The organism is Bradyrhizobium sp. USDA3516, assembly GCF_057651995.1.
Map to the genome: position 1 here is coordinate 139547 of NZ_JBYGYN010000006.1, position 23332 is coordinate 162878.

The 23332-nt window shown below is 64.8% G+C and carries 17 protein-coding genes and 2 tRNA genes; 11 read left to right on the forward strand and 8 right to left on the reverse strand.

Going from position 1 to position 23332, the window contains the following annotated elements:
- The first annotated feature begins 66 nt into the window (after window positions 1-66).
- On the forward strand, window positions 67-840 hold the full coding sequence (locus AC24YW_RS20120) for a gamma-glutamyl-gamma-aminobutyrate hydrolase family protein (protein ID WP_487484353.1): 774 nt from the start codon (window positions 67-69) through the stop codon (window positions 838-840).
- A gap of 536 nt (window positions 841-1376) precedes the next feature.
- Here the strand turns inward: AC24YW_RS20120 and glnA are convergent.
- Window positions 1377-2786: a type I glutamate--ammonia ligase gene (gene glnA, locus AC24YW_RS20125; protein ID WP_487484354.1), complete on the reverse strand. Its 1410-nt coding sequence runs from the start codon at window positions 2784-2786 to the stop codon at window positions 1377-1379.
- A 153-nt stretch (window positions 2787-2939) separates the two neighbouring features.
- Window positions 2940-3278: a P-II family nitrogen regulator gene (locus AC24YW_RS20130; protein ID WP_007603495.1), complete on the reverse strand. Its 339-nt coding sequence runs from the start codon at window positions 3276-3278 to the stop codon at window positions 2940-2942.
- 379 nt (window positions 3279-3657) lie between these two features.
- Between AC24YW_RS20130 and AC24YW_RS20135 the strand changes: the two genes are divergently transcribed.
- Complete coding sequence (locus AC24YW_RS20135) at window positions 3658-5157, forward strand: NAD(P)H-hydrate dehydratase (RefSeq protein WP_487484355.1); 1500 nt, start codon at window positions 3658-3660, stop codon at window positions 5155-5157.
- 4 nt (window positions 5158-5161) lie between these two features.
- Here the strand turns inward: AC24YW_RS20135 and AC24YW_RS20140 are convergent, their stop codons facing one another.
- Window positions 5162-6466, reverse strand: coding sequence for a multicopper oxidase family protein (locus AC24YW_RS20140; RefSeq protein WP_487484356.1), 1305 nt, complete (start codon window positions 6464-6466; stop codon window positions 5162-5164).
- Between the two features lie 155 nt (window positions 6467-6621).
- Between AC24YW_RS20140 and AC24YW_RS20145 the strand changes: the two genes are divergently transcribed.
- The 3 genes from AC24YW_RS20145 (at window position 6622) to AC24YW_RS20155 (ending at window position 9160) form a co-directional block, all read left to right on the forward strand.
- A tRNA-Leu gene (locus AC24YW_RS20145) sits at window positions 6622-6706 on the forward strand.
- 175 nt (window positions 6707-6881) lie between these two features.
- Entirely contained in the window at window positions 6882-8243 is a 1362-nt protein-coding gene (gene tig, locus AC24YW_RS20150) for a trigger factor (protein WP_487484357.1), read from the forward strand.
- A gap of 281 nt (window positions 8244-8524) precedes the next feature.
- On the forward strand, window positions 8525-9160 hold the full coding sequence (locus AC24YW_RS20155; protein WP_061877822.1) for an ATP-dependent Clp protease proteolytic subunit: 636 nt from the start codon (window positions 8525-8527) through the stop codon (window positions 9158-9160).
- 62 nt (window positions 9161-9222) lie between these two features.
- Here AC24YW_RS20155 and AC24YW_RS20160 read toward each other — a convergent pair whose 3' ends face one another.
- Window positions 9223-9429: a hypothetical protein gene (locus tag AC24YW_RS20160; RefSeq protein WP_487484358.1), complete on the reverse strand. Its 207-nt coding sequence runs from the start codon at window positions 9427-9429 to the stop codon at window positions 9223-9225.
- A gap of 182 nt (window positions 9430-9611) precedes the next feature.
- On the opposite strand from AC24YW_RS20160, the gene clpX reads away from it, so the two are divergent.
- The 6 genes from clpX (at window position 9612) to AC24YW_RS20190 (ending at window position 16884) form a co-directional block, all read left to right on the forward strand.
- On the forward strand, window positions 9612-10883 hold the full coding sequence (clpX, locus tag AC24YW_RS20165; RefSeq protein WP_008547851.1) for an ATP-dependent Clp protease ATP-binding subunit ClpX: 1272 nt from the start codon (window positions 9612-9614) through the stop codon (window positions 10881-10883).
- Window positions 10884-11206: 323 nt separating this feature from the next.
- A complete protein-coding gene (gene lon, locus AC24YW_RS20170) occupies window positions 11207-13630 on the forward strand; it encodes an endopeptidase La (RefSeq protein WP_172783507.1) in 2424 nt (807 codons plus the stop codon).
- A gap of 71 nt (window positions 13631-13701) precedes the next feature.
- Window positions 13702-14106, forward strand: a complete 405-nt coding sequence (locus tag AC24YW_RS20175) for a GFA family protein (protein ID WP_487484359.1) — start codon at window positions 13702-13704, stop codon at window positions 14104-14106.
- Window positions 14107-14179: 73 nt separating this feature from the next.
- Window positions 14180-14256 (forward strand) — tRNA-Val (locus AC24YW_RS20180).
- A gap of 91 nt (window positions 14257-14347) precedes the next feature.
- Entirely contained in the window at window positions 14348-15208 is an 861-nt protein-coding gene (locus tag AC24YW_RS20185; RefSeq protein ID WP_487484360.1) for a class I SAM-dependent methyltransferase, read from the forward strand.
- A gap of 32 nt (window positions 15209-15240) precedes the next feature.
- A complete protein-coding gene (locus AC24YW_RS20190; protein WP_487484361.1) occupies window positions 15241-16884 on the forward strand; it encodes a hypothetical protein in 1644 nt (547 codons plus the stop codon).
- Between the two features lie 6 nt (window positions 16885-16890).
- Here the strand turns inward: AC24YW_RS20190 and AC24YW_RS20195 are convergent, their stop codons facing one another.
- Genes AC24YW_RS20195 through ihpA form a run of 4 tightly spaced genes read right to left on the reverse strand, consistent with a single transcriptional unit; the run spans window position 16891 to window position 23294 of the window.
- Window positions 16891-17871 (reverse strand): cation diffusion facilitator family transporter, encoded by a 981-nt coding sequence (locus AC24YW_RS20195; protein WP_487484362.1) that lies wholly within the window; start codon window positions 17869-17871, stop codon window positions 16891-16893.
- A gap of 2 nt (window positions 17872-17873) precedes the next feature.
- On the reverse strand, window positions 17874-21092 hold the full coding sequence (locus AC24YW_RS20200; RefSeq protein ID WP_487484363.1) for an efflux RND transporter permease subunit: 3219 nt from the start codon (window positions 21090-21092) through the stop codon (window positions 17874-17876).
- Entirely contained in the window at window positions 21085-22062 is a 978-nt protein-coding gene (gene ihpB, locus AC24YW_RS20205; RefSeq protein ID WP_487484364.1) for a divalent metal ion exporter adaptor subunit IhpB, read from the reverse strand. Before ihpB ends, AC24YW_RS20200 begins: the two co-directional genes overlap by 8 nt.
- On the reverse strand, window positions 22059-23294 hold the full coding sequence (gene ihpA, locus AC24YW_RS20210) for a divalent metal ion exporter subunit IhpA (protein WP_487484365.1): 1236 nt from the start codon (window positions 23292-23294) through the stop codon (window positions 22059-22061). Before ihpA ends, ihpB begins: the two co-directional genes overlap by 4 nt.
- Window positions 23295-23332 lie beyond the last annotated feature (38 nt).

Genomic DNA, 23332 nt, shown 5'->3' on the forward strand with positions numbered 1-23332 from the left:
GTTGAATTTGTTCCATCGCAGGGGCATGTTTGGAGAATCTTCTTATCGGGAGGCGCGGAACGACAGATGAGAAAGCCGGTCGTCGGCGTGATCGGGAATTCCCATCGCGTCGAGAATCGATTTCAGGTCCAGATGGTTGGCGAGCGAAATCTGCGCGCCGTGGCCGATGTCTCCGGCGGCTTGCCGCTGATGTTCGCTGGAGCCCCCGACATCACAGATATCCCGGCGCTGCTCGATACCGTGGACGGCATCATCCTGACCGGGGCTCGCGCCAACGTTCATCCGACCCGCTTCAACGTCGACCCTTGTGAGAAGCACGAGCCCTACGACATCCACCGCGACGAGGTCGCGCTGGCGCTCTCGGTCGCCTGCGTCGCCCGCGGCATCCCGCTGTTCGGCATCTGCCGCGGCCTGCAGGAGATGAACGTCGCCTTCGGCGGCTCGCTGCATCCCGAGATCCGCGAGATCCCCGGCCGCATGAACCACCGCATGCCCCGGCTCGAGAACGGTGAGATCCATCCCGATCCGACCGTGGTGTTCGCCGACCGCCACGACGTCGAGCTGACACCCGGCGGTGCCTTCGCCAGGATTCTCGGCTGCGAGAAGATCCGGGTGAATTCGCTGCACGGACAGGGCATTCTCGAGCCCGGCAAGCGCGTGCTGATCGAGGGCATCGCCGAGGACGGCACCATCGAGGCGATCCGCATCGCGGAAGCTGCGAGCTTTGCACTCGGCGTGCAATGGCACGCGGAGTACGACCCGCAGCACAATCCGAACAACCGCAAGCTGTTCGAAGCCTTCGGCGAGGCGATGGTGACAAGGCAGAAGGCGGCGGCGTAGGCCACGCGGGCGCGGCGCGCGCTCTCTTCGCGCCGTCATTGCGAGGAGCCCTTGCGACGAAGCAATCCAGGAGCTTCCCGCGAACGCAGTCTGGATTGCTTCGCTGCGCTCGCAATGACGGAATACGCGGCATTGCTCGCATTCTCCGGTTCTCAGCTCAACTTGCAAACGCGTCGACGATCTCGCGGCGGTTTTTGCCCGAGGCCTGACGTTGCGTGCTCGCGACTCGCGCTATGCAATCATGGTGCCTTCGAAATTCTGATCGCGATAAACCAATCGGTAGGAATTGCTCCGAGCCGATTTTCGCGGCTCTGATTTGTTCTTTGAGAACGAACTGGAGTCAGATGCAGAACGAAAGCTGATGGGCCCGCGCGGTGCAAGGTCTTGCTACCATCGTCAAACCGTAGACGCCCCTCCGGCAGTGGTCTGATCTCGCCCCCGTTTCAGCTTGGCTGGCTCGATTTCGGCATGACCTAAAACGAAAAGGCGCCTCCTTTCGGAAGCGCCTTTTGCTTGTCGCAGACAGTTCGGGCGGATCAGCCCGAATAGTACATGTCGAACTCGACCGGGTGCGGGGTCATCTCGAAGCGCTCGACCTCGGTCATCTTCAGCTCGATATAGGCGTCGATGAAGTCGTCGTCGAACACGCCGCCGGCCTTGAGGAAGGCGCGGTCCTTGTCGAGGTTTTCGAGCGCCTCGCGCAAGCTGCCGCACACGGTCGGAATCTGCTTCAGCTCTTCCTTCGGCAGGTCGTAGAGGTCCTTGTCCATCGCCGGACCCGGATCGATCTTGTTCTTGATGCCATCGAGGCCGGCCATCAGCATCGCGGCGAAGCCGAGATAGGGATTGGCGAGCGGATCGGGGAAGCGCACCTCGACGCGCTTGGCCTTCGGCGAAGCGGTGTAGGGGATGCGGCAGGAGGCCGAGCGGTTGCGCGCGGAATAGGCGAGCAGCACGGGGGCCTCATAGCCCGGGACCAGACGCTTGTAGGAGTTGGTCGACGGGTTGGTGAAGGCGTTGATCGCCTTGGCGTGCTTGATGATGCCGCCGATATAATGGAGGCAGGTCTCCGACAGGTCGGCGTACTTGTTGCCGGCGAACACCGGCTTGCCGTCCTTCCAGATCGACTGGTGCACGTGCATGCCCGAGCCGTTGTCGCCGTAGACCGGCTTCGGCATGAAGGTGGCGGTCTTGCCGTAGATGTGCGCGACCTGGTGGATGCAGTACTTGTAGATCTGGATGTGGTCGGCCATCAGCGTCAGCGTGTCGAACTTCATGCCGAGCTCGTGCTGGGCGGAAGCGACCTCGTGGTGATGCTTCTCGACCTTGACGCCCATCTTGGCCATGGCGCCCAGCATCTCCGAGCGCATGTCCTGCACGGAGTCCTGCGGCGGCACCGGGAAATAGCCGCCCTTGGTGCGGACGCGGTGGCCGAGATTGCCGCCCTCATATTCGGTGTCGGAGTTGGTCGGCAGCTCCGAGGAGTCGAGGCGGAAGCCGGTGTTGTAGGGGGTGGAGGAGAAGCGCACGTCGTCGAACACGAAGAACTCGGCTTCGGGGCCGACGAACACCGCGTCGCCCACGCCCATCGACTTCACCATCGCCTCGGCCTTCTTGGCAATGCCGCGGGGGTCGCGGTTGTAGGGTTCCCCGGTGGTCGGCTCGAGCACGTCGCAGGTGATGACCATGGTGGTCTCGGCGAAGAACGGGTCGATCGTCGCGGTCACCGGATCGGGCATCAGGCACATGTCGGACTCGTTGATCGCCTTCCAGCCGGCGATCGAGGAGCCGTCGAACATCGTCCCTTCGGCGAAGATGTCTTCATCGATCATGCTGACGTCGAACGTGACGTGCTGCCACTTGCCGCGCGGATCGGTGAAGCGCAGGTCGACGTACTTGACGTCGTTGTCCTTGATCGATTTCAGGACGTCTTTGGCGGTCTTCATGCATACCCCTTATGGCTCTGCGGGTCGGTTTCCAGGTGAGCAAGATTGTTCTCGCTTTTGGCGAGTTCGCGCGCGACCGCACAAACGAAATCAGGCCGCCGAAGCAGCCTTATTTCTTGTCAGAGTGTCGCAAAATGCGGGATAGCACCCGGCTCAGATAGCGTCCAGCCCGGATTCGCCGGTTCGGATGCGGATCGCCTCTTCGATGTTGGAGACGAAGATCTTGCCGTCGCCGATGCGGCCGGTCTGCGCGGCGCGGCGGATCGCGTCGATGGCGCGCTCGACCAGGTCGTCGCCGATCACGATTTCGATTTTGACCTTGGGCAGGAAGTCGACGATGTATTCTGCGCCGCGGTAAAGTTCGGCGTGGCCCTTCTGCCGGCCAAAGCCCTTGGCCTCGGTGACGGTGATGCCCTGGAGACCGACTTCCTGAAGCGCTTCCTTCACCTCGTCGAGCTTGAATGGCTTGATGATGGCTTCGATTTTCTTCACTGCGCGTCTCCCGGCCTCTCGATCCAATAGCAACGTCTTCGTCAGGACGCGCATTTCTCAACGCACGATCTTGTCTTCCTGTGCCGGGATCCCTGACCCGTCCGGCAGCGACGGCCGGCCACACCCTTCAAGATGTCAGTGAGCACGACGAACCGAAGCGGCTTCCTCGAAAGCAGGGTCTATGCCAAGTTGCAAATGCCCTGATTATTGGAGCGTTATCAGCCTTTTACGAGCATCTCTGAGTGATGGTGGCGACCTGCACAAAATACCGAAGACTGCGAAATAGGCAAACGGTTCAATATGTGCGCAGTTCGACGTTCTCGCCGCCGAATCGGCGCCAAAGATGCCTGTTCAAGAGGCGTTTGTACTAGGAAGTGGCATGGAAGTTCTGAGCAACGCCGAAATGCAGCGCGCCGACCAGCTCGCCATTGCGGCCGGCACGCCCGGTTTCAAGCTGATGCTGAGCGCGGGCCAGGCGGTCGCCGAGGCCGCCCATGCGCTGGTGGAGGAGGGGCCGATCCTGATCGTGGCCGGCCCCGGCAACAATGGCGGGGACGGTTTCGTCGCCGCCGCCGAGCTCGCCGCGCAGGGGCGTGAGGTCTCGGTGATCCTGATGTGCGAGCGCGACCAGCTCCAGGGCGATGCCGCCTCCGCCGCGCGCGGCTGGAAGCACCCGGTGCTGCCGTTCAATCCGCAGGCGATCGGCAGGCCCGCGCTGATCATCGATGCGCTGTTCGGCGCGGGTCTCAGCCGTCCCGTCGATGGCGAAGCGCGCGCCATGATCGAGGCGATCAACGCCAACGGTGCTCCGGTGCTGGCGGTCGATTTGCCGAGTGGGATCAACGGCACCAGCGCGGCCGTGATGGGCGTGGCGGTGAACGCCACCGAGACCGTCACCTTCTTCCGCAAGAAGCCGGCGCACCTGCTGCTGCCGGGGCGCATGCATTGCGGCCGGGTGCGGGTTGCCGACATCGGCATCGATGCGCAGGTCCTGGAGGAGATCGCGCCGCAGACCTTCGAGAACGATCCGGATGTCTGGGGCGCGGCGTTTCCGGTGCCGCGCATCGACGGCCATAAATACGCGCGCGGTCACGTGCTCACGGTCTCGGGCGACGCAGCCGCGACCGGCGCGGCACGGCTCGCCGCGCGCGGCGCGCTGCGCGCCGGCGCGGGCCTCGTGACGCTGGCGAGCCCGCGCGATGCGCTCGCGATCAATGCTGCCGCGCTCACCGCGGTGATGGTGCGCCCCGTCGATACCGCGGTCGAGTTTGGCGAGCTGCTCGGCGACAAGCGCTACAACACCTGCATCATCGGTCCCGGCGCCGGCATAGGCGAACGCACCTGCGATATGGTCCACACCGCGCTTGCCGCGCAGCGGCATCTGGTGCTGGACGCGGACACGCTGACGAGCTTTGCCGCGACCCCCGAGCACCTGTTCGAGTCGATCAAGTCCTCTCAGGACAATGCGGTGGTGCTGACCCCGCACGAAGGCGAGTTTCCGCGCCTGTTCTCCGACCTCAGCAACAAGCATCCCGGCCGCTCCAAGCTCGAGCGCGTGCGCGCCGCCGCCGAGCGCTGCGGCGCCGTCGTGCTGCTGAAGGGCCCGGACACCACAATCGCCGCCCCTGACGGCCGCGCCACCATCGCCGCCAACGCGCCGCCCTGGCTCGCCACCGCCGGTGCCGGCGACGTGCTGTCCGGGATCATCGCGGGCCTCCTGGCGCAAGGCGTGCCACCGTTCGAGGCCGCCAGCATCGGCGTCTGGATGCACGGCGAGGCGGGAAGCGAAGCTGGGCCGGGCCTGATCGCGGAGGACCTCACCGAGACGCTGCCGGCCGTGCACCGGCGGATCTATGACGCGCTGGGCATCCAATACTGAACGTTCACTCCACCCCATACCAGCGCACCAGGCGCGGCGCGGCCCAGTGGGTTGCGACGGATTCGATCAGCCAGCGTCCGGGCGAGGTCGCCGCGAAGGCGATGCGCTGGGTCTGGCCGGGCTCGATCGCGAGCGTGTCGAGCCAGTAGGGTTTCCAGCCGTCGTCGAGCTTGTCCAGCAGGCGGAAATGGTGGCCGTGCAGGTGAAACACGGTGGCGATGGGGGCGGGGTTCTGCAGCGCCAGCACCACGGTGCGGCCGGTCTTGGCGCGAAAGGCGGGGGCGGAGGCGGTGTAGAAGGTCGCGGGCCGAACCCAGCCGGAATCGGCGGCGCCGAGCGCGACATCGAACCGCAGGGCGCCTTTCAGGTCGAGGCGGTCGGGCAGATCGTTCGCGGGCAGAGGTTGTAGCGGCGGCAGCTCCGCGCGCCGCCGGATTCCGCCGGAGACCGAAAGGGTTCCGATCTGGCGCGCCTCCTTGCCGTCATGCAGCAGGAAGGGAGCCGAAGCCTCGACATCCACGAAGGCGTCGGCCCGCGCGCCGGGAGCAAGGACGAGGGCGCCGTTGCGGGCCGGAAACGGCTCGGCCGGCTGGCCATCCAAGGCCATGACGTGAACTTCGTGATTTTCTAATTTAATTGCGAGAACAGAGCGTTGCGAGCCGTTGATGATGCGCAGTCGCAGCCGCTGGCCGGCCGAGGCTGAGAGATCGAATGAGGTCTGTCCGTTGATTGTATGGAGCGGCTTCGCGTCCTTCGGGTCTTGGCCCGGCGGAACTGCGGTGCCATCCGGCTGCAGGCGCCATTCCTCGATCAGCAGAACCTCGTCACGATCGGCGGCGACCGGGCTGGTCTCAGCCGCGATGATCGGAAGCGGACGCGCGGGCTGCTTCAGGCTGTCCTCGAACAGGCTGAAGTCGGCCAACAAGGTTCCGGCATTAGGGATTGAAATGATTGACGTTTCAACGGTATCTGGCGGCGCGGGCGCGCGTCCCCGGAGCGGGTCGGAAGGAGCCCCGCCGCCGAGGCCGTACCAGACTGGCGCAAGCGGCACAGGTAGGTCGTTCCGAAACACCAACTTGCAACGGTCCCCACGCCTCAGGCGGACGCCCCGGAGATGGCTTACGGCGGCCAGCTCCCAGATCGGCGTAGCCGGCTGACCCGGTCTCAAAGCCAGCGTTGCCGGCCTCGCCTGCAGCGCGAGCTGGGCCGTCACGCTGGGGCTTGCGCCGCCCAGGATCAGCCCGGCTGCCGAGGCCGCCATGCCTGCCAAAACCTCGCGCCGATGGGGGGCATGGATCCGGGTTGTCATGGGCACGATCCGGACCACGCCGTGCTGGATAAGTCCAGCCGCAGTGCCTACTTGAAGCCTGCCTCCATCAGGCCATTTTTTTGCTGCGAACAGTCAGGCACATGCTATAAGCCCGGCCGCCCGCGGCATCGCGGCCGGTCTTGATGCAAATTCACGCGGGCGTGGCGGAACTGGTAGACGCGCTGGATTTAGGTTCCAGTGACGAAAGTTGTGGGGGTTCGAGTCCCTCCGCCCGCACCAAGCGCTTATCGCGTTTGCACGGATTACGAGGCCTGCTTCCGCGCGGATGATCGTCCGTCAGGAAGCGGGTCCGATGAACCACCGGCGTGGAGGCGATTGCCTTGCGCCGGATCGATTAACGATAGCGTCCCGACGCGCGACGTGCCGGGGCCGAACGAAAAGAAGATTGGACGCCATGCAGGTCACAGAAACCCTCTCGGAAGGTTTGAAGCACGAGTTCAAGATCAGCGTTCCCGCGTCTGATCTCGACGCCAAGGCCGGCGCCAAGCTCGTCGACCTCAAGGACAAGGTCCGCATCAACGGCTTTCGTCCGGGCAAGGTGCCGGTCTCGCACCTGAAGAAGGTCTATGGCCGCTCGGTGATGGCCGAGACCATCGACCAGACTATCCGCGACACCAACACGCAGCTGTTCTCCGAGCGCGGCTTCCGTCTCGCGACCGAGCCGAAAATCACCATGCCGACGGAGCAGAAGGACGTCGAGGAGCTGCTGAGCGGCAAGACGGATCTGACCTACACGGTGGCCATCGAAGTCGTGCCGGCGATCGCGCTCGCCGACTTCAAGAGCTTCCAGGTCGAGAAGCCCGTTGCCGAGGTCACCGACGCCGACGTCGACGAGGCGATCAAGCGCATCGCCGATTCCAACCGCACCTATGCCGACAAGGGCGAGGGCGCCAAGGCCGCGTCGGGCGACCGCGTCACCATCAACTTCACGGGCCGCATCAACGGCGAAGTCTTCGAAGGCGGCACCGGCGAAGGCATCCAGGTCTCGATCGGCTCCAACACGTTCATCCCGGGCTTCGAGGAGCAGCTCATCGGCATCGGCGCGGGTGAGACGCGCACGCTGAAGGTGTCGTTCCCGAAGAACTACATGAACGACAAGCTCGCCGGGCAGCCGGCCGAGTTCGAGACCACCGCGACGCTGATCGAGGCGCCGCAGGACCTTGCGATCGACGACGAGTTCGCCAAGTCGCTCGGCCTGGAATCGCTGGACAAGCTGAAGGAAGCCGCACGCGAGCGCCTGGTCGCCGAGTTCGCGACCGCCACGCGCCAGCGCGTCAAGCGCGCGCTGCTCGACCGCCTCGACGAGGCGCATCGCTTCGAGGCGCCGCCCTCGCTGGTGGACGAGGAGTTCAGCCTGATGTGGAACTCGGTCAAGGCCGAGATGGACTCCGCCGGCAAGACCTTTGCCGACGAGGACACCACCGAGGACAAGGCCAAGGAGGAGTATCGCAAGATCGCCGATCGCCGCGTGCGGCTTGGCCTCGTGCTCTCCGAGATCGGCGAGAAGAACAAGATCACCGTGACCGACGACGAGGTCGGGCGCGCCGTGATCGAGCGCGCGCGCTCGATGCCCGGCCGCGAGAAGGAGGTCTGGGACTTCTACCGCAACAACGCCCAGGCGCTGGCCCAGCTTCGTGCGCCGATCTATGAGGACAAGGTGGTCGACTTCATCCTCGAGCTTGCCAACGTGACCGAGAAGAAGGTCTCGCGCGAGGACCTCTACAAGGACGACGACGCGGAAAAGACCGCGGCCTGAAGGGTTTGAGATCGTCCGCTATTAAGGATGATGAGCAAAGAGGCCCAGCTAGCCAGGTGGCCGGCTGGGCCTCTTTGTCCGAATCAGCTTCAACTGCCGTCACGGATTAAGCCTTAATGCGCTCCGCACTTGTCAGAAGCGAATTGGGCTATATCTGTCGCTACGCCTTCTGCTTCTTACCCAAGTTCCTGCATCACAGGACGTCCATTCGCCTCCGGCAAGTCCAGCCAAACCGGCAACCCTGCCCGGCGATGTCCGTCTCCGAAAACCCTAGGTGACTCATGCGCGATCCGGTTGAAACCTACATGAACCTCGTGCCCATGGTGGTCGAGCAGACCAACCGTGGCGAGCGCGCCTACGACATTTTCTCGCGCCTCTTGAAGGAGCGCATCATCTTCGTGACCGGCCCGGTCGAGGACGGCATGTCGACGCTGATCGTCGCGCAGCTCTTGTTCCTCGAGGCGGAAAATCCGAAGAAGGAAATCTCGATGTACATCAACTCGCCGGGCGGCGTGGTGACGTCGGGTCTGGCGATCTACGACACCATGCAGTTCATCCGCCCGCCGGTCTCGACCCTGTGCACCGGTCAGGCGGCGTCGATGGGCTCGCTGCTGCTTTGCGCCGGCGAGAAGGACATGCGCTTCTCGCTGCCGAACGCGCGCATCATGGTGCACCAGCCCTCCGGCGGCTTCCAGGGCCAGGCCACCGACATCATGCTGCATGCCCAGGAAATCCTGAACCTGAAGAAGCGGCTCAACGAGATCTACGTCAAGCACACCGGCCAGACCTACAAGTCGATCGAGGATGCGCTGGAACGCGACAAGTTCCTGACCGCGAACGATGCCAAGGAGTTCGGCCTGGTCGACAAGGTGATCGACAAGCGCGCCGAGGAGCCCGCGCAGGCGAAAGCCCCGTAGCACTACCGGAGCGTCACGACGATCCCTCGGTTTGTCGTGGACCCTTCAGGGCTGCGTTCACGTTAGGTGCGCGTGCGCGCGGTGCAAAACGCGGTTTTGCGCCCTGCGACGAGCAGAAAGTTCCGCTTTCGTGCTTGTTTTTCGTGGCAATCCAGCAACGCCGGGGTGTTTTCGATCACTTCGCCCGTGCCAAGACCGGAAATCACGGTATTGTCACGGGTAGCCAGCGACCCCCGATTAGCGAATTCTTGATAGTCGGGTGACAGCATGGTTGGCTACGATTGATCGGCTATGATCGCGGGAGAATCGAACGACCGTGATTCGCACGGGATGTAGTAAAGCGTAGGGTCTTTTTTGGTACGGAATTTGCTCTACTTAAGCTTCATACCGACCATCGTGTCGGAATGGAGCGATCGAGCGGAACGGGATCGAACCGCGGACGGAGACATGAATGAGTAAGGTCGGCACGAGCGACTCCAAGAACACGCTATATTGCTCGTTCTGCGGCAAGAGCCAGCACGAAGTCCGCAAACTGATCGCGGGTCCCACGGTCTTCATCTGCGACGAGTGCGTCGAGCTCTGCATGGACATCATCCGCGAGGAGAATAAATCCTCGCTGGTCAAGTCGCGCGACGGTATTCCGACGCCGAAGGAAATCTGCAAGGTGCTGGACGATTACGTCATCGGCCAGAGCCATGCGAAGAAGGTCCTGTCGGTCGCGGTGCACAATCACTACAAGCGCCTCAACCATCAGACCAAGCACAACGACGTCGAACTCGCGAAGTCGAACATCCTGCTGATCGGTCCGACCGGCTCGGGCAAGACGCTGCTCGCGCAGACGCTCGCCCGCATCCTCGACGTGCCGTTCACGATGGCCGATGCGACGACGCTGACTGAAGCCGGCTATGTCGGCGAGGACGTCGAGAACATCATCCTGAAGCTGCTCCAGGCCGCCGACTACAACGTCGAGCGCGCCCAGCGCGGCATCGTCTACATCGACGAAATCGACAAGATCAGCCGCAAGTCCGACAACCCCTCGATCACGCGCGACGTGTCGGGTGAGGGCGTGCAGCAGGCGCTGCTCAAGATCATGGAAGGTACGGTGGCTTCGGTCCCGCCGCAGGGCGGCCGCAAGCATCCGCAGCAGGAGTTCCTGCAGGTGGATACCACCAACATCCTGTTCATCTGCGGCGGCGCTTTCGCCGGCCTCGAGAAGATCATCTCGGCGCGCGGACGGTCGACCTCGATCGGGTTCGGCGCCCAGGTGCTCGCGCCGGAGGATCGCCGGACCGGCGAGATCTTCCGTCACGTCGAGCCTGAGGACCTCCTGAAGTACGGCCTCATCCCCGAGTTCGTCGGTCGTCTGCCGGTCGTGGCGACGCTCGAGGATCTCGACGAGACCTCGCTGAAGAAGATCCTGACGGAGCCGAAGAACGCGCTGGTGAAACAGTACCAGCGGCTGTTCGAGATGGAGAACATCGAGCTGACCTTCGCCGACGAGGCGCTTGGCGCGGTCGCCCGCAAGGCGATCGAGCGCAAGACCGGCGCGCGAGGCCTGCGTTCGATCCTCGAGGCGATCCTGCTCGAGACAATGTTCGACCTGCCGGGCCTGGAAGGTGTGGAAGAGGTCGTGATTTCCCGCGAAGTCGTGGAAGGAACGGCACGTCCGCTCTACATCTACGCCGATCGGTCCGATCGCGCCGTCGAGAACGCCAGCGCCTGATTCGACGGCGCTGGAACGCTCCAATCGTCTCCTCAAAGTGGGCTGCGGAACTGGTATTTCCGCAGCCGGTGTGGCGTCGCTTATCGCGTTGCGTAAGCGCCTGATGGCGCGCGTTTTTCAATGACTTGACACCCCCCGGGTCGATAGCCACCTAATGTCGGCGGCGAGCGAAAATTCTCTTCAAGATTCGCCTCTGTTCCGTTCCGGCGTGCCGGTCCAACCCGTAGAGGACCGACCGGTTCTGCGGATCACCTCGGCACCTTGTGGCGGTTGCGCTTGATCGGCGGGCTGCGTGCAAGGGGGCAAAGCAAAAGGAAAAGGCCATGACCAATCCAAAACCCCGGCCAACCATCGTTCATGGCGAAGCGCACGCCTATCCCGTGCTGCCGTTGCGCGACATCGTCGTCTTCCCGCACATGATCGTGCCGCTCTTCGTCGGCCGCGAGAAGTCGATCCGCGCGCTCGAAGAGGTGATGAAGAACGACGCGCTGATCATGCTCGCGACGCAGAAGAACGCGTCCGACGATGATCCGGCGCCCGATGCCATTTACGAGACCGGTACGCTTGCCAGCGTGCTGCAGCTCCTGAAGCTTCCCGACGGCACCGTGAAGGTGCTGGTCGAAGGGCTCGAGCGTGCGCGCGTGGCGAAGTACACCGATCGTGCCGATTATTATGAGGCGACCGCCGTCGCGCTTGCCGACACCGATGCGAAATCGGTCGAGGCCGAAGCGCTGGCGCGCTCGGTCGTGTCCGACTTCGAGAGCTATGTGAAGCTCAACAAGAAGATCTCGGCCGAGGTCGTCGGCGTCGTGCAGGCGATCACCGATTTCGCCAAGCTCGCCGACACGGTTGCTTCGCATCTCGCGGTCAAGATCGCCGATCGCCAGGGCATCCTGGAGACGCTGTCTGTCACCACGCGCCTGGAGAAGGTGCTGGGCCTGATGGAGAGCGAGATATCGGTGCTGCAGGTCGAGAAGCGTATCCGTTCCCGCGTCAAGCGCCAGATGGAGAAGACCCAGCGCGAGTACTATCTCAACGAGCAGATGAAGGCGATCCAGAAGGAACTCGGCGACGACGACGGTCGCGACGAGCTCGCCGATCTCGAAGAGAAGATCTCCAAGACCAAGCTCTCTAAGGAAGCGCGCGAGAAGGCGCAGCACGAGTTGAAGAAGCTGCGCCAGATGTCGCCGATGTCCGCGGAAGCGACCGTCGTGCGCAACTATCTGGATTGGCTGCTGTCGATCCCGTGGAACAAGAAATCGAAGGTGAAGAAGGACCTGGAGCAGGCGCAAGCCATCCTGGACTCCGATCATTACGGTCTCGAGAAGGTCAAGGAGCGCATCGTCGAGTACCTCGCGGTGCAGTCGCGCGCCAACAAGCTGACCGGGCCGATCCTGTGCCTCGTCGGTCCTCCCGGCGTCGGCAAGACCTCGCTCGGCAAGTCGATCGCGAAGGCGACGGGGCGCGAATTCGTGCGCGTCTCGCTCGGCGGCGTGCGCGACGAGGCCGAGATCCGCGGTCACCGCCGCACCTATATCGGCTCGATGCCCGGCAAGATCATCCAGTCGATGCGCAAGGCGAAGTCGTCCAATCCGCTGTTCCTGTTGGACGAGATCGACAAGATGGGCGCCGATTTCCGCGGCGATCCGTCCTCGGCGCTGCTCGAGGTGCTCGACCCCGAGCAGAACGGGACCTTCAACGACCACTATCTCGAAGTCGACTACGATCTGTCCAACGTGATGTTCATCACCACCGCGAATACGCTCAATATTCCGGGGCCGCTGATGGACCGCATGGAGATCATCCGGATCGCGGGCTACACCGAGAACGAGAAGGTCGAGATCTCGCGCAAGCACCTGATCCCGAACGCGGTGTCCAAGCATGGCCTGGACTCCAAGGAGTTCTCGATCGACGACGAGGCGCTGCTGCTTCTGATCCGCCGCTACACCCGCGAAGCGGGCGTGCGCAATTTGGAGCGTGAGCTCTCCACACTGGCCCGCAAGGCGGTGAAGGAGCTGATGATCTCCAAGAAGAAGTCGGTTAAGGTCACCGAGAAGACTCTGGAAGAGCTGCTCGGCGTGCCGAAGTACCGCTTCGGCGAGATCGAGAGCGAGCCGCAGGTCGGCATCGTCACCGGCCTTGCCTGGACCGATGTCGGCGGTGAGCTGCTGACGATCGAAGGCGTCATGATGCCCGGCAAGGGCAAGATGACGGTCACGGGCAATCTGCGCGACGTCATGAAGGAGTCGATCTCCGCGGCGGCGTCCTATGTCCGCTCGCGCGCGATCAATTACGGCGTCGAGCCGCCGCTGTTCGACAAGCGCGACATCCACGTGCACGTGCCGGAGGGTGCGACGCCGAAGGATGGTCCGTCCGCGGGCGTTGCGATGGCCACCGCGATCATTTCGGTCATGACCGGCATTCCGGTCCGCCATGATGTCGCGATGACCGGCGAGATCACGCTGCGCGGCCGCGTGCTGCCGATCGGCGGCCTGAAGGAGAAGCTGCTGGCTGCGGCCCGCGGCGGCATCAAGACGGTGCTGATCCCCGAGGACAACGCCAAGGATCTCACGGAGATTTCCGATGCGATCAAGGGCGGCATGGAGATCATCCCGGTCTCGCGCCTCGACGACGTCGTCGCCAAGGCGCTGGTGAAGAAGCCGGTGCCGATCGTCTGGGAAGAGGACACCAAGGTGACGGTGAAGCCCGACGGTGACGAAGCCGCCGGGGGCCTGACCGCTCACTGAGTGTGCGGCTCGAAAATGATGATAAAACGGCGCCTTCTGGCGCCGTTTTTGTTTGGGGAAGGGAGGAGGCCATGCAGATCGACGGGCAATGCCATTGCGGGGCGATCACTTATCAAGCCGAGGTCGATCCGGAGGCGGTCTCGGTCTGTCACTGCACCGATTGCCAGACGCTGACCGGCTCGCCGTTCCGGGTGACGGCGATCTGCACCCAGGCCGATGTCCGCCTGACCCGCGGTACGCCCAAAATCTACGGCAAGCGCGGCGACAACGGCCGGATGCGCTTCCAGCATTTTTGCGGCGACTGCGGTTCCCCGCTGTTCACCAGCGGCGAGGGCGACCAGGTCGATGATTGGGGCATCCGTTGGGGCTCGATCCGCCAGCGGCATGCGCTGCGGCCGGCGCGGCAGATCTGGTGCCGGTCGGCGGCGGTGTGGATCGACGCGGTGCCGCTACTGCCGGGGCGGCCTCAGGAATGAGGCCCAAGTCGGTCCAAGTCGTTGGGCTGGGGTCTTGCCCGTCCGGGGCCCCTGGGGCTAAAGAGGCGGCGAGGGGCGGTTAGCTCAGCTGGTTAGAGCATCTCGTTTACACCGAGAGGGTCCGCGGTTCGAATCCGTGACCGCCCACCATTCCCCGAGACATATCGGCTTGGCAATATTCGTGCCCACTGGATTGCCGCAGAGCTGAATGACCTGGAATAGCAGCAATCAAGAGGCTCCGATGCAACAGCCTAGCGGGCACGAGCAAAATGCCGACCAGATCGCCTATTGGAACGGCCCGAGCGGGCAGCGCTGGGCCGATCGCCACGCGGTGCAGGAAAAGCTGCTCGGACCCATTGCCGACATTCTGATCGCGCGCGCCACGCCGAGGCCGGGCGAGCGCGTGATCGACGTCGGTTGCGGCTCCGGTGCGACGACATTTGCATTTGCGAAGGCGGTGGCGCCTGATGGCTTCGCGCTCGGCCTCGACGTGTCCGAGCCGATGCTGTCGCAGGCGCGCGCGCTGGCGCCGAAGGGCCTGCCGCTCGATTTCGTGCTGGCGGATGCGACGGTGTATCCGTTCGAGCCGGCGAGCTTCGATCTCCTCGCTTCACGCTTCGGCGTGATGTTCTTTGCCGATCCGATCGCGTCCTTTGCCAATCTGCGGCGCGCGCTGAAGCCGCGCGGCCGGCTCGCCTTTGCCTGCTGGCGCGAGCCGAAGGAAAACCCTTGGATGATGGCGCCGCTGATGGCGGTCTACAAGCACGTGCCGAAGATGCCGCCGGTCGGGCCGGAGGAGCCGGGCCCGTTCGCCTTCGCTTCGGAGGAGCGCGTGATGCGCATCTTGAAAGGCGCAGGATTCGCGGACGTCGCGATGGAGGCGCTCAATCTGGCGATGGACATTGCGATCGGCGGCGGGCTCGAGGCCGCCGTCGACGGCGCGCTGCAGATCGGCCCGGCCAGCCGCGCGCTCCAGGGCCATCCGCCGGAGACCTACGAGGCCGCCAAGGCCTCGATCCGTGAGGCGCTCGCGCCGTTCCTAAAGGAGCAGAGCGTGGCGCTCCAGGGCGCGATCTGGATCGTGACCGCAGAAGCGAAATAGCGCCGCCGAACTTGCGGTTGCGAGCATTGAAGATGAATCCAGCACTGAACCAGCGCACGGGTCTTTGGTCCGGCTTGCCCGGATGGGCGAACTCTATCGCGTGGTTCTGGATCTGGGTCGGCGCGATCGGCCTGGCCTTGATGGTCCACCTTGCTTTCCTGGTGGCGTGGCCAGATCACTTCATCCATGAAGACAGCGCGGCCTATATCATCCAGGCCGAATCCATCCTGAGGGGACAATATATCGACGATGTGATGAAGCGGCCGTATGGCGTGGCCGCCTTCCTTGTGCTGCTGTCAAAACTGTTCGGCCCGCACATCCTCGTTTTCGTCATCGCGCAGCATCTGATGAGCGTCGTCACCGCGCTTTTCGTTGCAGGGATCGTGCGCTTTGCCGGCGCGCCGCGTGTTTTTGCGTTAATGGCCTTTTGTCTTGCGGCGCTGCATGGCCGCATCGTCCACTACGACAACACGATCGGCGCGGAAACGATCTCCAACTTCCTGGTCAGTCTTGCGGCCTTCATCGCCGCTGGGGCGGCCTTCAGAAAATGGCCGGCGTTGCCGTCCGCGGTGGCGGTGGGCCTAACGCTCGGCGCCGTGATGACCTGCCGGTCGGCGGCCGTGGGACAAGCGGCCGTCATCCTGCTGTGGCTGATGGTGGTGCTGGACGCAGGACTGCTGCGCCGGCTCGGCGTCCTTGTGCTGGCAGGCTTTGTCGCATCAGTCGTCTACTTGACGCCGGCGGCGATCAATCTGGCGATCGACAAGCGTCCCGCCGGCAACGAGACCCTGGCCGTAATGGCCTTCGTGGTCGGCTATTCCGGCGACTTCGAACACGGCGTTCATCTCGACCGGAAGGCGCAGGCGCGGGGCTACGTCGAGCAGATGCGGGCTGAGGACACGCCGCGGGGATGGCCTGACATCGGTGTCTATCAATGGCCGTTCGGCGCGATGCACCGGCTGGCGAAGACCGGCGACAGCGAAGGGGATCTGGAGAGGGTGGTGCGTGACATCTTCGTGGAAACGCTGACGACGCCCTCGACGCTCTATCGACATCTCACGAAACACTTTTTCCGGGAGATGTTCTTTCTGCTGTTCGATGCAAATTCGGTGGCGCGGCGGGCGCCCAGCCCCCAAGGCTACGAGTTCTTCACGGTTCGCGATAGGTTCCCGTTCTTTGGCAGCCCGACGGGGTTGAAGCCCGGACAGCTGGTTCAGAACTACTACAAACCCTGGTGGCCATTGTCGCTGCTGCTGCCGACTGCGGATCAGTTTCAGCTCAACCTGAACCGCCTCTTTGCGCGTGGCTACGCGCCGAGCTCGCATCTGGTCGTGCTGTGCTGTGGGGTGAAAGTCTCAACTGAATACGACGATCGCCCGGGAGTGATGCTGTGGCTGTCCTCGGCGACCCTCGTCCTCGCCCTGGTGCTTCTGATCGGTGTCCCCGCGAGCCATGCGGGCTTGGTGCGGCGGTCATCCGGCCGCCTGGTTGCCGGCGGCACCTTGATGATCATGCTGGCGTTGATCAGCGCCGCGTTTCCGGCGTTTCTCATCTATGGGCTCAATCGCTACGCGTATTACGCCATTCCCTTCCTCGCCGGTTCGAGCGCGATCCTGGGCAGTGTGGTGTTCGATTGGCTCAGGGAGAAGGCCGGCCGGGCCGGCGGCGAAGCCTAAGCTCTCTCACACCACATCGTCCGGCGCCAGCGCGCAGCCATTGTCGAGATGCGTCTCGACCTGGAGCGTGGTGTGGCCGATGCGGAAGGATGTCCTGAGCAGCTGCGTCGTCTGCATCAGGAATGCGTCGTCGCTGCCGGCCGGCATCACGAGATGGCAGGTCAGCGCCGTCTCGGTGGTCGAGATCGGCCAGACGTGGAGATCGTGAATCTCCGAGACGCCCGGCCGCGCGAGCAGGAACGCCCTGATCGCGGCGAGGTCGGTGCCCTCTGGCGCGGCCGCCATCGACATGTCGATGGAGCCGCGCAAGAGGCTGGTCGTGCTCCAGAGGATGGTCGCGCAGATGACGAGGCTGGTTAAGGGATCGAGCCAGAGCCAGCCGGTCCAGATGATCAGCGCCGCCGAGACCACGACGCCGAGCGAGACCGCGGCGTCGGCGGCCATGTGCAGGTACGCGCCTTCGATGTTGATGTCGTCCTTCCGCCCGCTCGCGAACAGCATGGCCGTGAAACCATTGATCAGGATGCCGATGCCGGCGACCACCATCACGGTCACGCCTGCGACCGGCTCCGGCTCGCGCAGGCGCAAAATCGCCTCCCAGCCGATCGCGCCGGTTGCGACCAGCAGAAACACCGCATTGGCCAGCGCCGCCAGGATGGTGGAGGCGCGAAAGCCGTAGGTGAAGCGGCCGCTGGGCGCCCGCCGCGCCGCGATCGAGGCGCCCCAGGCGACGACCAGGCCGAGCACGTCGGACAGGTTGTGGCCGGCGTCGGCGAGGAGGGCGGTGGAGTTGCCGATATAGCCATAGATCGCCTCAGCCACGACCAGCGCGATGTTGAGCGAAATGCCGATCGCGAAGGCCTTGCCGAAATTCGCAGGCGCGTGGACATGCGAGTGATCATGGCCATGACTATGGTCGCGACCATGACGATGCGCATGGTCGCCATGATCATGGTGGTGATGACCGTGATGGTCGTGGCCGGCCAATCCTAGCGCTCCCGGGACGTCGCCAAATCGGACGCCATTGTAGGCGTTTCACTTGCCCCGTCACGGCGGAACAGCACGTAGAGCGCCGGCAGCACCAGCAATGTCAGCACCGTCGAGGAGAGGATGCCGCCGATCACCACGGTCGCAAGCGGCCGCTGCACCTCGGCGCCGGCGCCGGTGGCGAGCGCCATCGGCACGAAGCCGAGCGAGGCGACAAGCGCCGTCATCAGGACCGGGCGCAGCCGCGTCAGTGCGCCCTTGCGCACGGCGTCCGCCACCGAATGCCCCTCGCTACGCAGCCGCTCGATGAAGGCGATGATGACGAGGCCATTGAGCACGGCGACGCCCGACAGGGCGATGAAGCCGACACCGGCGCTGATGGACAGCGGGATGTCGCGCAGCAGCAGCGCCGCCACGCCGCCGGTCAGCGCCAGCGGCACGCCGGAGAACACCAGCGCCGCATCCGCCGCCGATCCCATGCCCATGAACAGCAGCAGGAACACGAGCAGCAGCGCCACCGGCACCACGATCGTCAGCCGCTTGGTGGCCGAGACCAGTTGGTCGAACTGGCCGCCCCAGCCGATCCAGTAACCCGGCGGCAGCTTGACCTTCTCGGCCACCGCGGCCTCGGCCTCCGCGACGAAAGAGCCGAGGTCGCGCGCACGGACATTGGCGGTGACGACGATGCGCCGCTTGCCGTTCTCGCGGCTGATCTGGTTCGGCCCCGGCGTCGCATCGACGGTGGCGACCGATGACAGCGGCACGTAGCGCATCTGGGCGAGGGGGGAGCTGACCAGCGACGTTCGAACGGCGCCGCCGATTGCTGCGTCCTCGGCGGGCGGCAGCGGAATCGGAATCGCCCTGATCGCCTCGAGATTGCCACGCAGGTGCTCCGGCAGGCGCACGACGATGTCGAAACGGCGATCGCCTTCGAACAGCTTGCCGGCCGACTTGCCGCCGACCGTGATCTCGACGATGCCCTGCACCTCGGCGACGCTGAGGCCATAGCGGGCGAGCGCCTGACGGTCGAGGCGGACGGTGAGGATCGGCAGACCGGCGACCTGCTCGATCTTGACGTCGCTGGCACCGCGGATACCGCGGATCGCGGCCTCCACCTGCTTGGCGGCGCCTTGCAGGATGTCGAGATCGTCGCCGAAGATCTTGACGCCGACGTCGGTGCGGACGCCCGAGATCAGCTCGTTGACGCGGAACTGGATCGGCTGGGAGATTTCATAGGCGCTGCCGGGAATCTCGTCTGCAGCATGCTCGATGGCCTCGACCACCTCCGATTTCGACTTGCCCGGGTCGGGCCATTCGGCGCGCGGCTTCAGCATGACGTAGCCGTCGGTCTGTGCCGGCGACATCGGGTCGGTGGCGATCTCCGCGGTGCCGATGCGGGTGAAGAACTCCTTTACTTCCGGGATTTGCATGATGCGCTTCTCCAGCGCCTTCTGCAGGTCGAGCGACTGGGTGAGGCTGGTGCCGGGAATCCGGATCGAGGCCAGCGCGACGTCGCCTTCGTCGAGGCTCGGAATGAACTCGCCGCCCATGCGCGAAGCGGCGATGCCGCTCGCGGTCACGATGAGCACGGCGGACAGGGCGACGGCGAGCCGGTTGTCGATGGCAAAACGGAGCAGGGGCAGGTAGGCGCGCTTCGCCATCCGCATGAACAGGTTTTCGTGCTCGGACACCTTGCCGGTGACGAAAATGGCGACGGCGGCCGGCACGAAGGTGATGGAGAACAGAACGGCCGCGCCCAGCGCCATCAGCACCGTCAGCGCCATCGGCGTGAACATCTTGCCCTCGACGCCGGTCAGCGTCAGCACGGGCAAATAGACCACGGCGATGATCAGCGTTCCGAACAGGCTCGGCTTGATCACCTCGCTCGACCCGCCCAGGATCGCGCGCAGCCGTTCGGGGGTCGTCAGTAGCCCGCCTTTCTCGCGCTGAGCCACAGCCAGCATGCGCAGGCAGTTCTCGACGATGATGACGGCGCCGTCGACGATGATGCCGAAGTCGATCGCGCCGAGCGACATCAGATTGGCGCTGACCTTGGTCTCGACCATGCCGGTGATGGTCATCGCCATCGACAGCGGAATGACGCAGGCCGTAACCAGTGCGGCGCGGATGTTGCCGAGGATCAAGAACAGCACGGCCACCACCAGCGCCGCGCCTTCCAGCAGGTTGTTCCGAACCGTGCGGATGGTGGCTTCGACGAGGTCGGTGCGGTCGTAGACGGTCCGCGTCACGACGCCCTCGGGCAGCGACTTGGCGATGTCCTCCAGACGGGCCGCGACGCGGCGGGCCACGGTCCGGCTGTTCTCGCCGATCAGCAGCATGGCGGTGCCCAGCACGGTCTCCTCGCCGTTCCACGTTGCGGTGCCCGTCCGCAGATCGCGCCCCTCGGCGACGGTGGCGACGTCCCGGATCCTGACGGGATTGCCGCCGCGCGAGCCGATGACGATGTCCTGGATTTCGCTGACATTGCCGACCTGGCCCGGCGAGCGAACCAGATATTGCTCGCCGTTGCGCTCGATATAGCCGGCGCCGACATTGGCGTTGTTGGCGGCGAGCGCCGTCATGACGTCGCGAAAGCCGAGCCGGTAGGCCATCAGCTTGCCGGGATCCGGCAATACGTGGAATTGCCGCTCGAAGCCGCCGATGGTGTTGACCTCGATCACGCCCGGCACGTTGCGAAGCTGCGGCCGGATGATCCAGTCCTGCACGGTGCGCAAATCGGTCAGGGAATAGTCGTGGCCGCCCTGCGTCCTGGCACCCGCTTTGGCCTCGACGGTGTACATGAAGATCTCGCCGAGGCCGGTCGAGATCGGCCCCATCGCGACCTCGACACCCGCCGGCAGCTGGTCCTTCACCTGCTGGATGCGCTCGCCGACGAGCTGCCGGGCGAAATAGATGTCGGTGCCGTCCTTGAAGACGATCGTGACCTGGCTGAGGCCGTAGCGCGACAGCGAGCGGGTGTAGTCGAGCCTGGGCAGGCCGCCCATCGCAGTCTCGACCGGGAAGGTGATGCGCTGCTCCGTTTCCAGTGGCGAATAGCCGGGGGCGCGGGTGTTGATCTGGACCTGGACGTTGGTGATGTCAGGGACGGCGTCGATCGGCAGGCGCTGGAAATTCCAGGCGCCAAAGGCGACGGCGCCGAGCGCGAGCAGGAGGACCAGCCAGCGCTGCTGCAGCGAGACGGCGATGAGACGCTCAATCATGTTCGGCCTCGCCCTTGCCCATCTCCGCCTTCACGACGAAGCTGTTTTCGGCGACGTAATGCTCGCCGGCCGAAAGGCCGGCCTTGATCTCGACATGGCGCGGATCGGAATCGCCTGTTTCCACGGGCCGCGCCTCGATCTTGTCGCCGTCCTCGCGCACGAACACGATGGTCTTGTTCTCCAGGGTCTGGATCGCGCTGCGGCGCACGGCGACCGCGACGTTGCGCGCCGCGAGGATCAGCCGCGCCGTGACGAACAGGCCGGGCCGCAGCCGTCCGTCCGGATTTGGCAGCACCACGCGTGCCAGCGCGGTCTGGGTCTCGCTTGAGCCGATCGGTGCCATGTAGGAGATCGAGCCCTTGATCTCGCCGCGGCCGTCGTCGGGATCGATCAGGACCTCGTCGTTGAGGCGGACGCGGCGGAGATCCTGCCGGTAGATCGACAGATCGACCCAGATGCTGGAGAGGTCGGCGACGACGAAGGCCGGCTTCTGCTCGGAGGCGTATTCGCCGAGCGAGATCTGCCGTTCGATGATGGTGCCGGCAATCGGCGCCTTCAGCTCGTAGACGGTGAGGCTCTGGTTGCTCTCGATCGCGGCGAGCAGATCGTCCTTGCCGACCTTGTCGCCGATCCGCTTCTGGATGGATTTGGCGATGCCCGGAAAGCGCGGTGTCACCTGCACCACGGCCTCCTGGTTGGCGCGCAGGATGCCGTTGAAGGCGAGCGTGTCGGTCAGCGTCGCGGATGCGGCCTCGGCCAGCACCACGCCGGCTGCCGCCAGCTTGACGTCGGAGATGCGGATGCGGTCGGCGCCGTGCTCGTCCTGCTCGACGCGATCGTTCGGCTTCTTGTGCTCGGAATGCGCGCTATGCTCGGTGTGCGCCACTTTGTCCGGCGCGAGCAGGGAATAGCCGTAAGCCCCGAGTGCGGCGGCAACGATGGCGACGAGCATGGTGGAGAAGTTCCTCATCGTGCGCTCTCCCGCGCCAGCGTGAAGGGATTGCCGACGAGGCCCTCGATAATGGCTACGCCCGCATGGAAATTCTGCAGCGCCTCCTGCTCGCGGAGCCGTGCCTGGGTGACGCTGGCCTGGGCATCGAGCACTTCGAGCAGGGTGAAGCGGCCCTGGCCGTAGCCTTGCGAGATCGCCTCGGACGCCTCGACGGCCTTGGGGATCGCGGTCTCGCGCAGCACCGCGAGTTCGCGCAGCGAGCCTTGCAGCGAGTCATAGGCGCGGCCGGCGATCACGATCAGCGTGTTGCGATTGGCCTCGCGCTCGGCTTTGGTCTTGGCGAGGCTTTCCTGGGCCGAGAGGATGTTACCCTGGTTCTGGTCGAACACGGGGATCGGCACTGAGACCGTCAGCCGCGCCGCATCGTCGCCCGTTTCGTTGAAGTGGCGCCAGCCAGCCGCGATCCGCACGTCCGGATAGGGCCTGAGCCGTGCCAGCAGGAGCTCGGCATTGCGCTGGGCATAGACTGCGGTCCAGCGCACCAGCTGCGGATTGGCGTCGATGGCGGCGACCACGGACTGGAACGTCGGCGGCTTGCCCATCGTGTCGAGCCGGCCGGAGACCTCGCCGAATTTGGCGGCGGGATCGCCCATCAGCACCGCAAGCTCGCGCCGGGCGCTTGCCAGCGTCGCCTTGAAGCGTTCGCGGTCGGCCTTCACCAGGGCGGAGGCGACCTCGGCGCGGCCGGTTTCCGCCGGCGAGGACGCGCCGGCCTCGACCCGGCGGCGCAGCAGCGGCGTCAGGCGGTCGATCGCGGCGATCTGCTCGTCGAGGATCTGGATGCGCCGCTGCGCGCCGAGCACGCTCAGAAAGGCGATCGCAGTCTCCGACAGCACCTCCAGCCTGATCGCCTTGCGCTGGATCGCCGCGACCTCGACGCCGGCTGCGCCTGCGGCGATCCGCGCCTCGCGCTTGCCGAACAGCTCGAAGGCCTGGCTGATCTGCAGCGTGGTCTCGGCCGATCGCGTTCCGCGATATCTGCCGGAGCCGAATGAATCGTCCTGTTCGTAGGTCAGTTCCGGATTGAGCAGGGCGCCCGCCTGGATGCGCTGGCCCGTGGCGATGCCGACGTCGCGCTCGGCTGCCGTCAGGCGCGGGCTCGCCGCCAGCGCGCGCGACAGCGCGCTCCGCATCGTCAAAGTCTGGGCGCAGCCGTTCTGAGTCAGCCAAGGGCTGACGAAAATTGCCATCGCGCACGCCAGGCGCGCGGCAGTCCGTTTGGAAGACA

Excerpts from the sequence above, each read along its gene's own strand:
- AC24YW_RS20120 (WP_487484353.1), top strand. The coding sequence starts at position 67 with ATGAGAAAGCCGGTCGTCGGCGTGATCGGGAATTCCCATCGCGTCGAG.
- glnA (WP_487484354.1), bottom strand. The coding sequence starts at position 2,786 with ATGAAGACCGCCAAAGACGTCCTGAAATCGATCAAGGACAACGACGTC.
- AC24YW_RS20135 (WP_487484355.1), top strand. The coding sequence starts at position 3,658 with ATGGAAGTTCTGAGCAACGCCGAAATGCAGCGCGCCGACCAGCTCGCC.
- AC24YW_RS20140 (WP_487484356.1), bottom strand. The coding sequence starts at position 6,466 with ATGACAACCCGGATCCATGCCCCCCATCGGCGCGAGGTTTTGGCAGGC.
- tig (WP_487484357.1), top strand. The coding sequence starts at position 6,882 with ATGCAGGTCACAGAAACCCTCTCGGAAGGTTTGAAGCACGAGTTCAAG.
- AC24YW_RS20155 (WP_061877822.1), top strand. The coding sequence starts at position 8,525 with ATGCGCGATCCGGTTGAAACCTACATGAACCTCGTGCCCATGGTGGTC.
- AC24YW_RS20160 (WP_487484358.1), bottom strand. The coding sequence starts at position 9,429 with ATGCTGTCACCCGACTATCAAGAATTCGCTAATCGGGGGTCGCTGGCT.
- clpX (WP_008547851.1), top strand. The coding sequence starts at position 9,612 with ATGAGTAAGGTCGGCACGAGCGACTCCAAGAACACGCTATATTGCTCG.
- lon (WP_172783507.1), top strand. The coding sequence starts at position 11,207 with ATGACCAATCCAAAACCCCGGCCAACCATCGTTCATGGCGAAGCGCAC.
- AC24YW_RS20175 (WP_487484359.1), top strand. The coding sequence starts at position 13,702 with ATGCAGATCGACGGGCAATGCCATTGCGGGGCGATCACTTATCAAGCC.
- AC24YW_RS20185 (WP_487484360.1), top strand. The coding sequence starts at position 14,348 with ATGCAACAGCCTAGCGGGCACGAGCAAAATGCCGACCAGATCGCCTAT.
- AC24YW_RS20190 (WP_487484361.1), top strand. The coding sequence starts at position 15,241 with ATGAATCCAGCACTGAACCAGCGCACGGGTCTTTGGTCCGGCTTGCCC.
- AC24YW_RS20200 (WP_487484363.1), bottom strand. The coding sequence starts at position 21,092 with ATGATTGAGCGTCTCATCGCCGTCTCGCTGCAGCAGCGCTGGCTGGTC.
- ihpB (WP_487484364.1), bottom strand. The coding sequence starts at position 22,062 with ATGAGGAACTTCTCCACCATGCTCGTCGCCATCGTTGCCGCCGCACTC.
- ihpA (WP_487484365.1), bottom strand. The coding sequence starts at position 23,294 with ATGGCAATTTTCGTCAGCCCTTGGCTGACTCAGAACGGCTGCGCCCAG.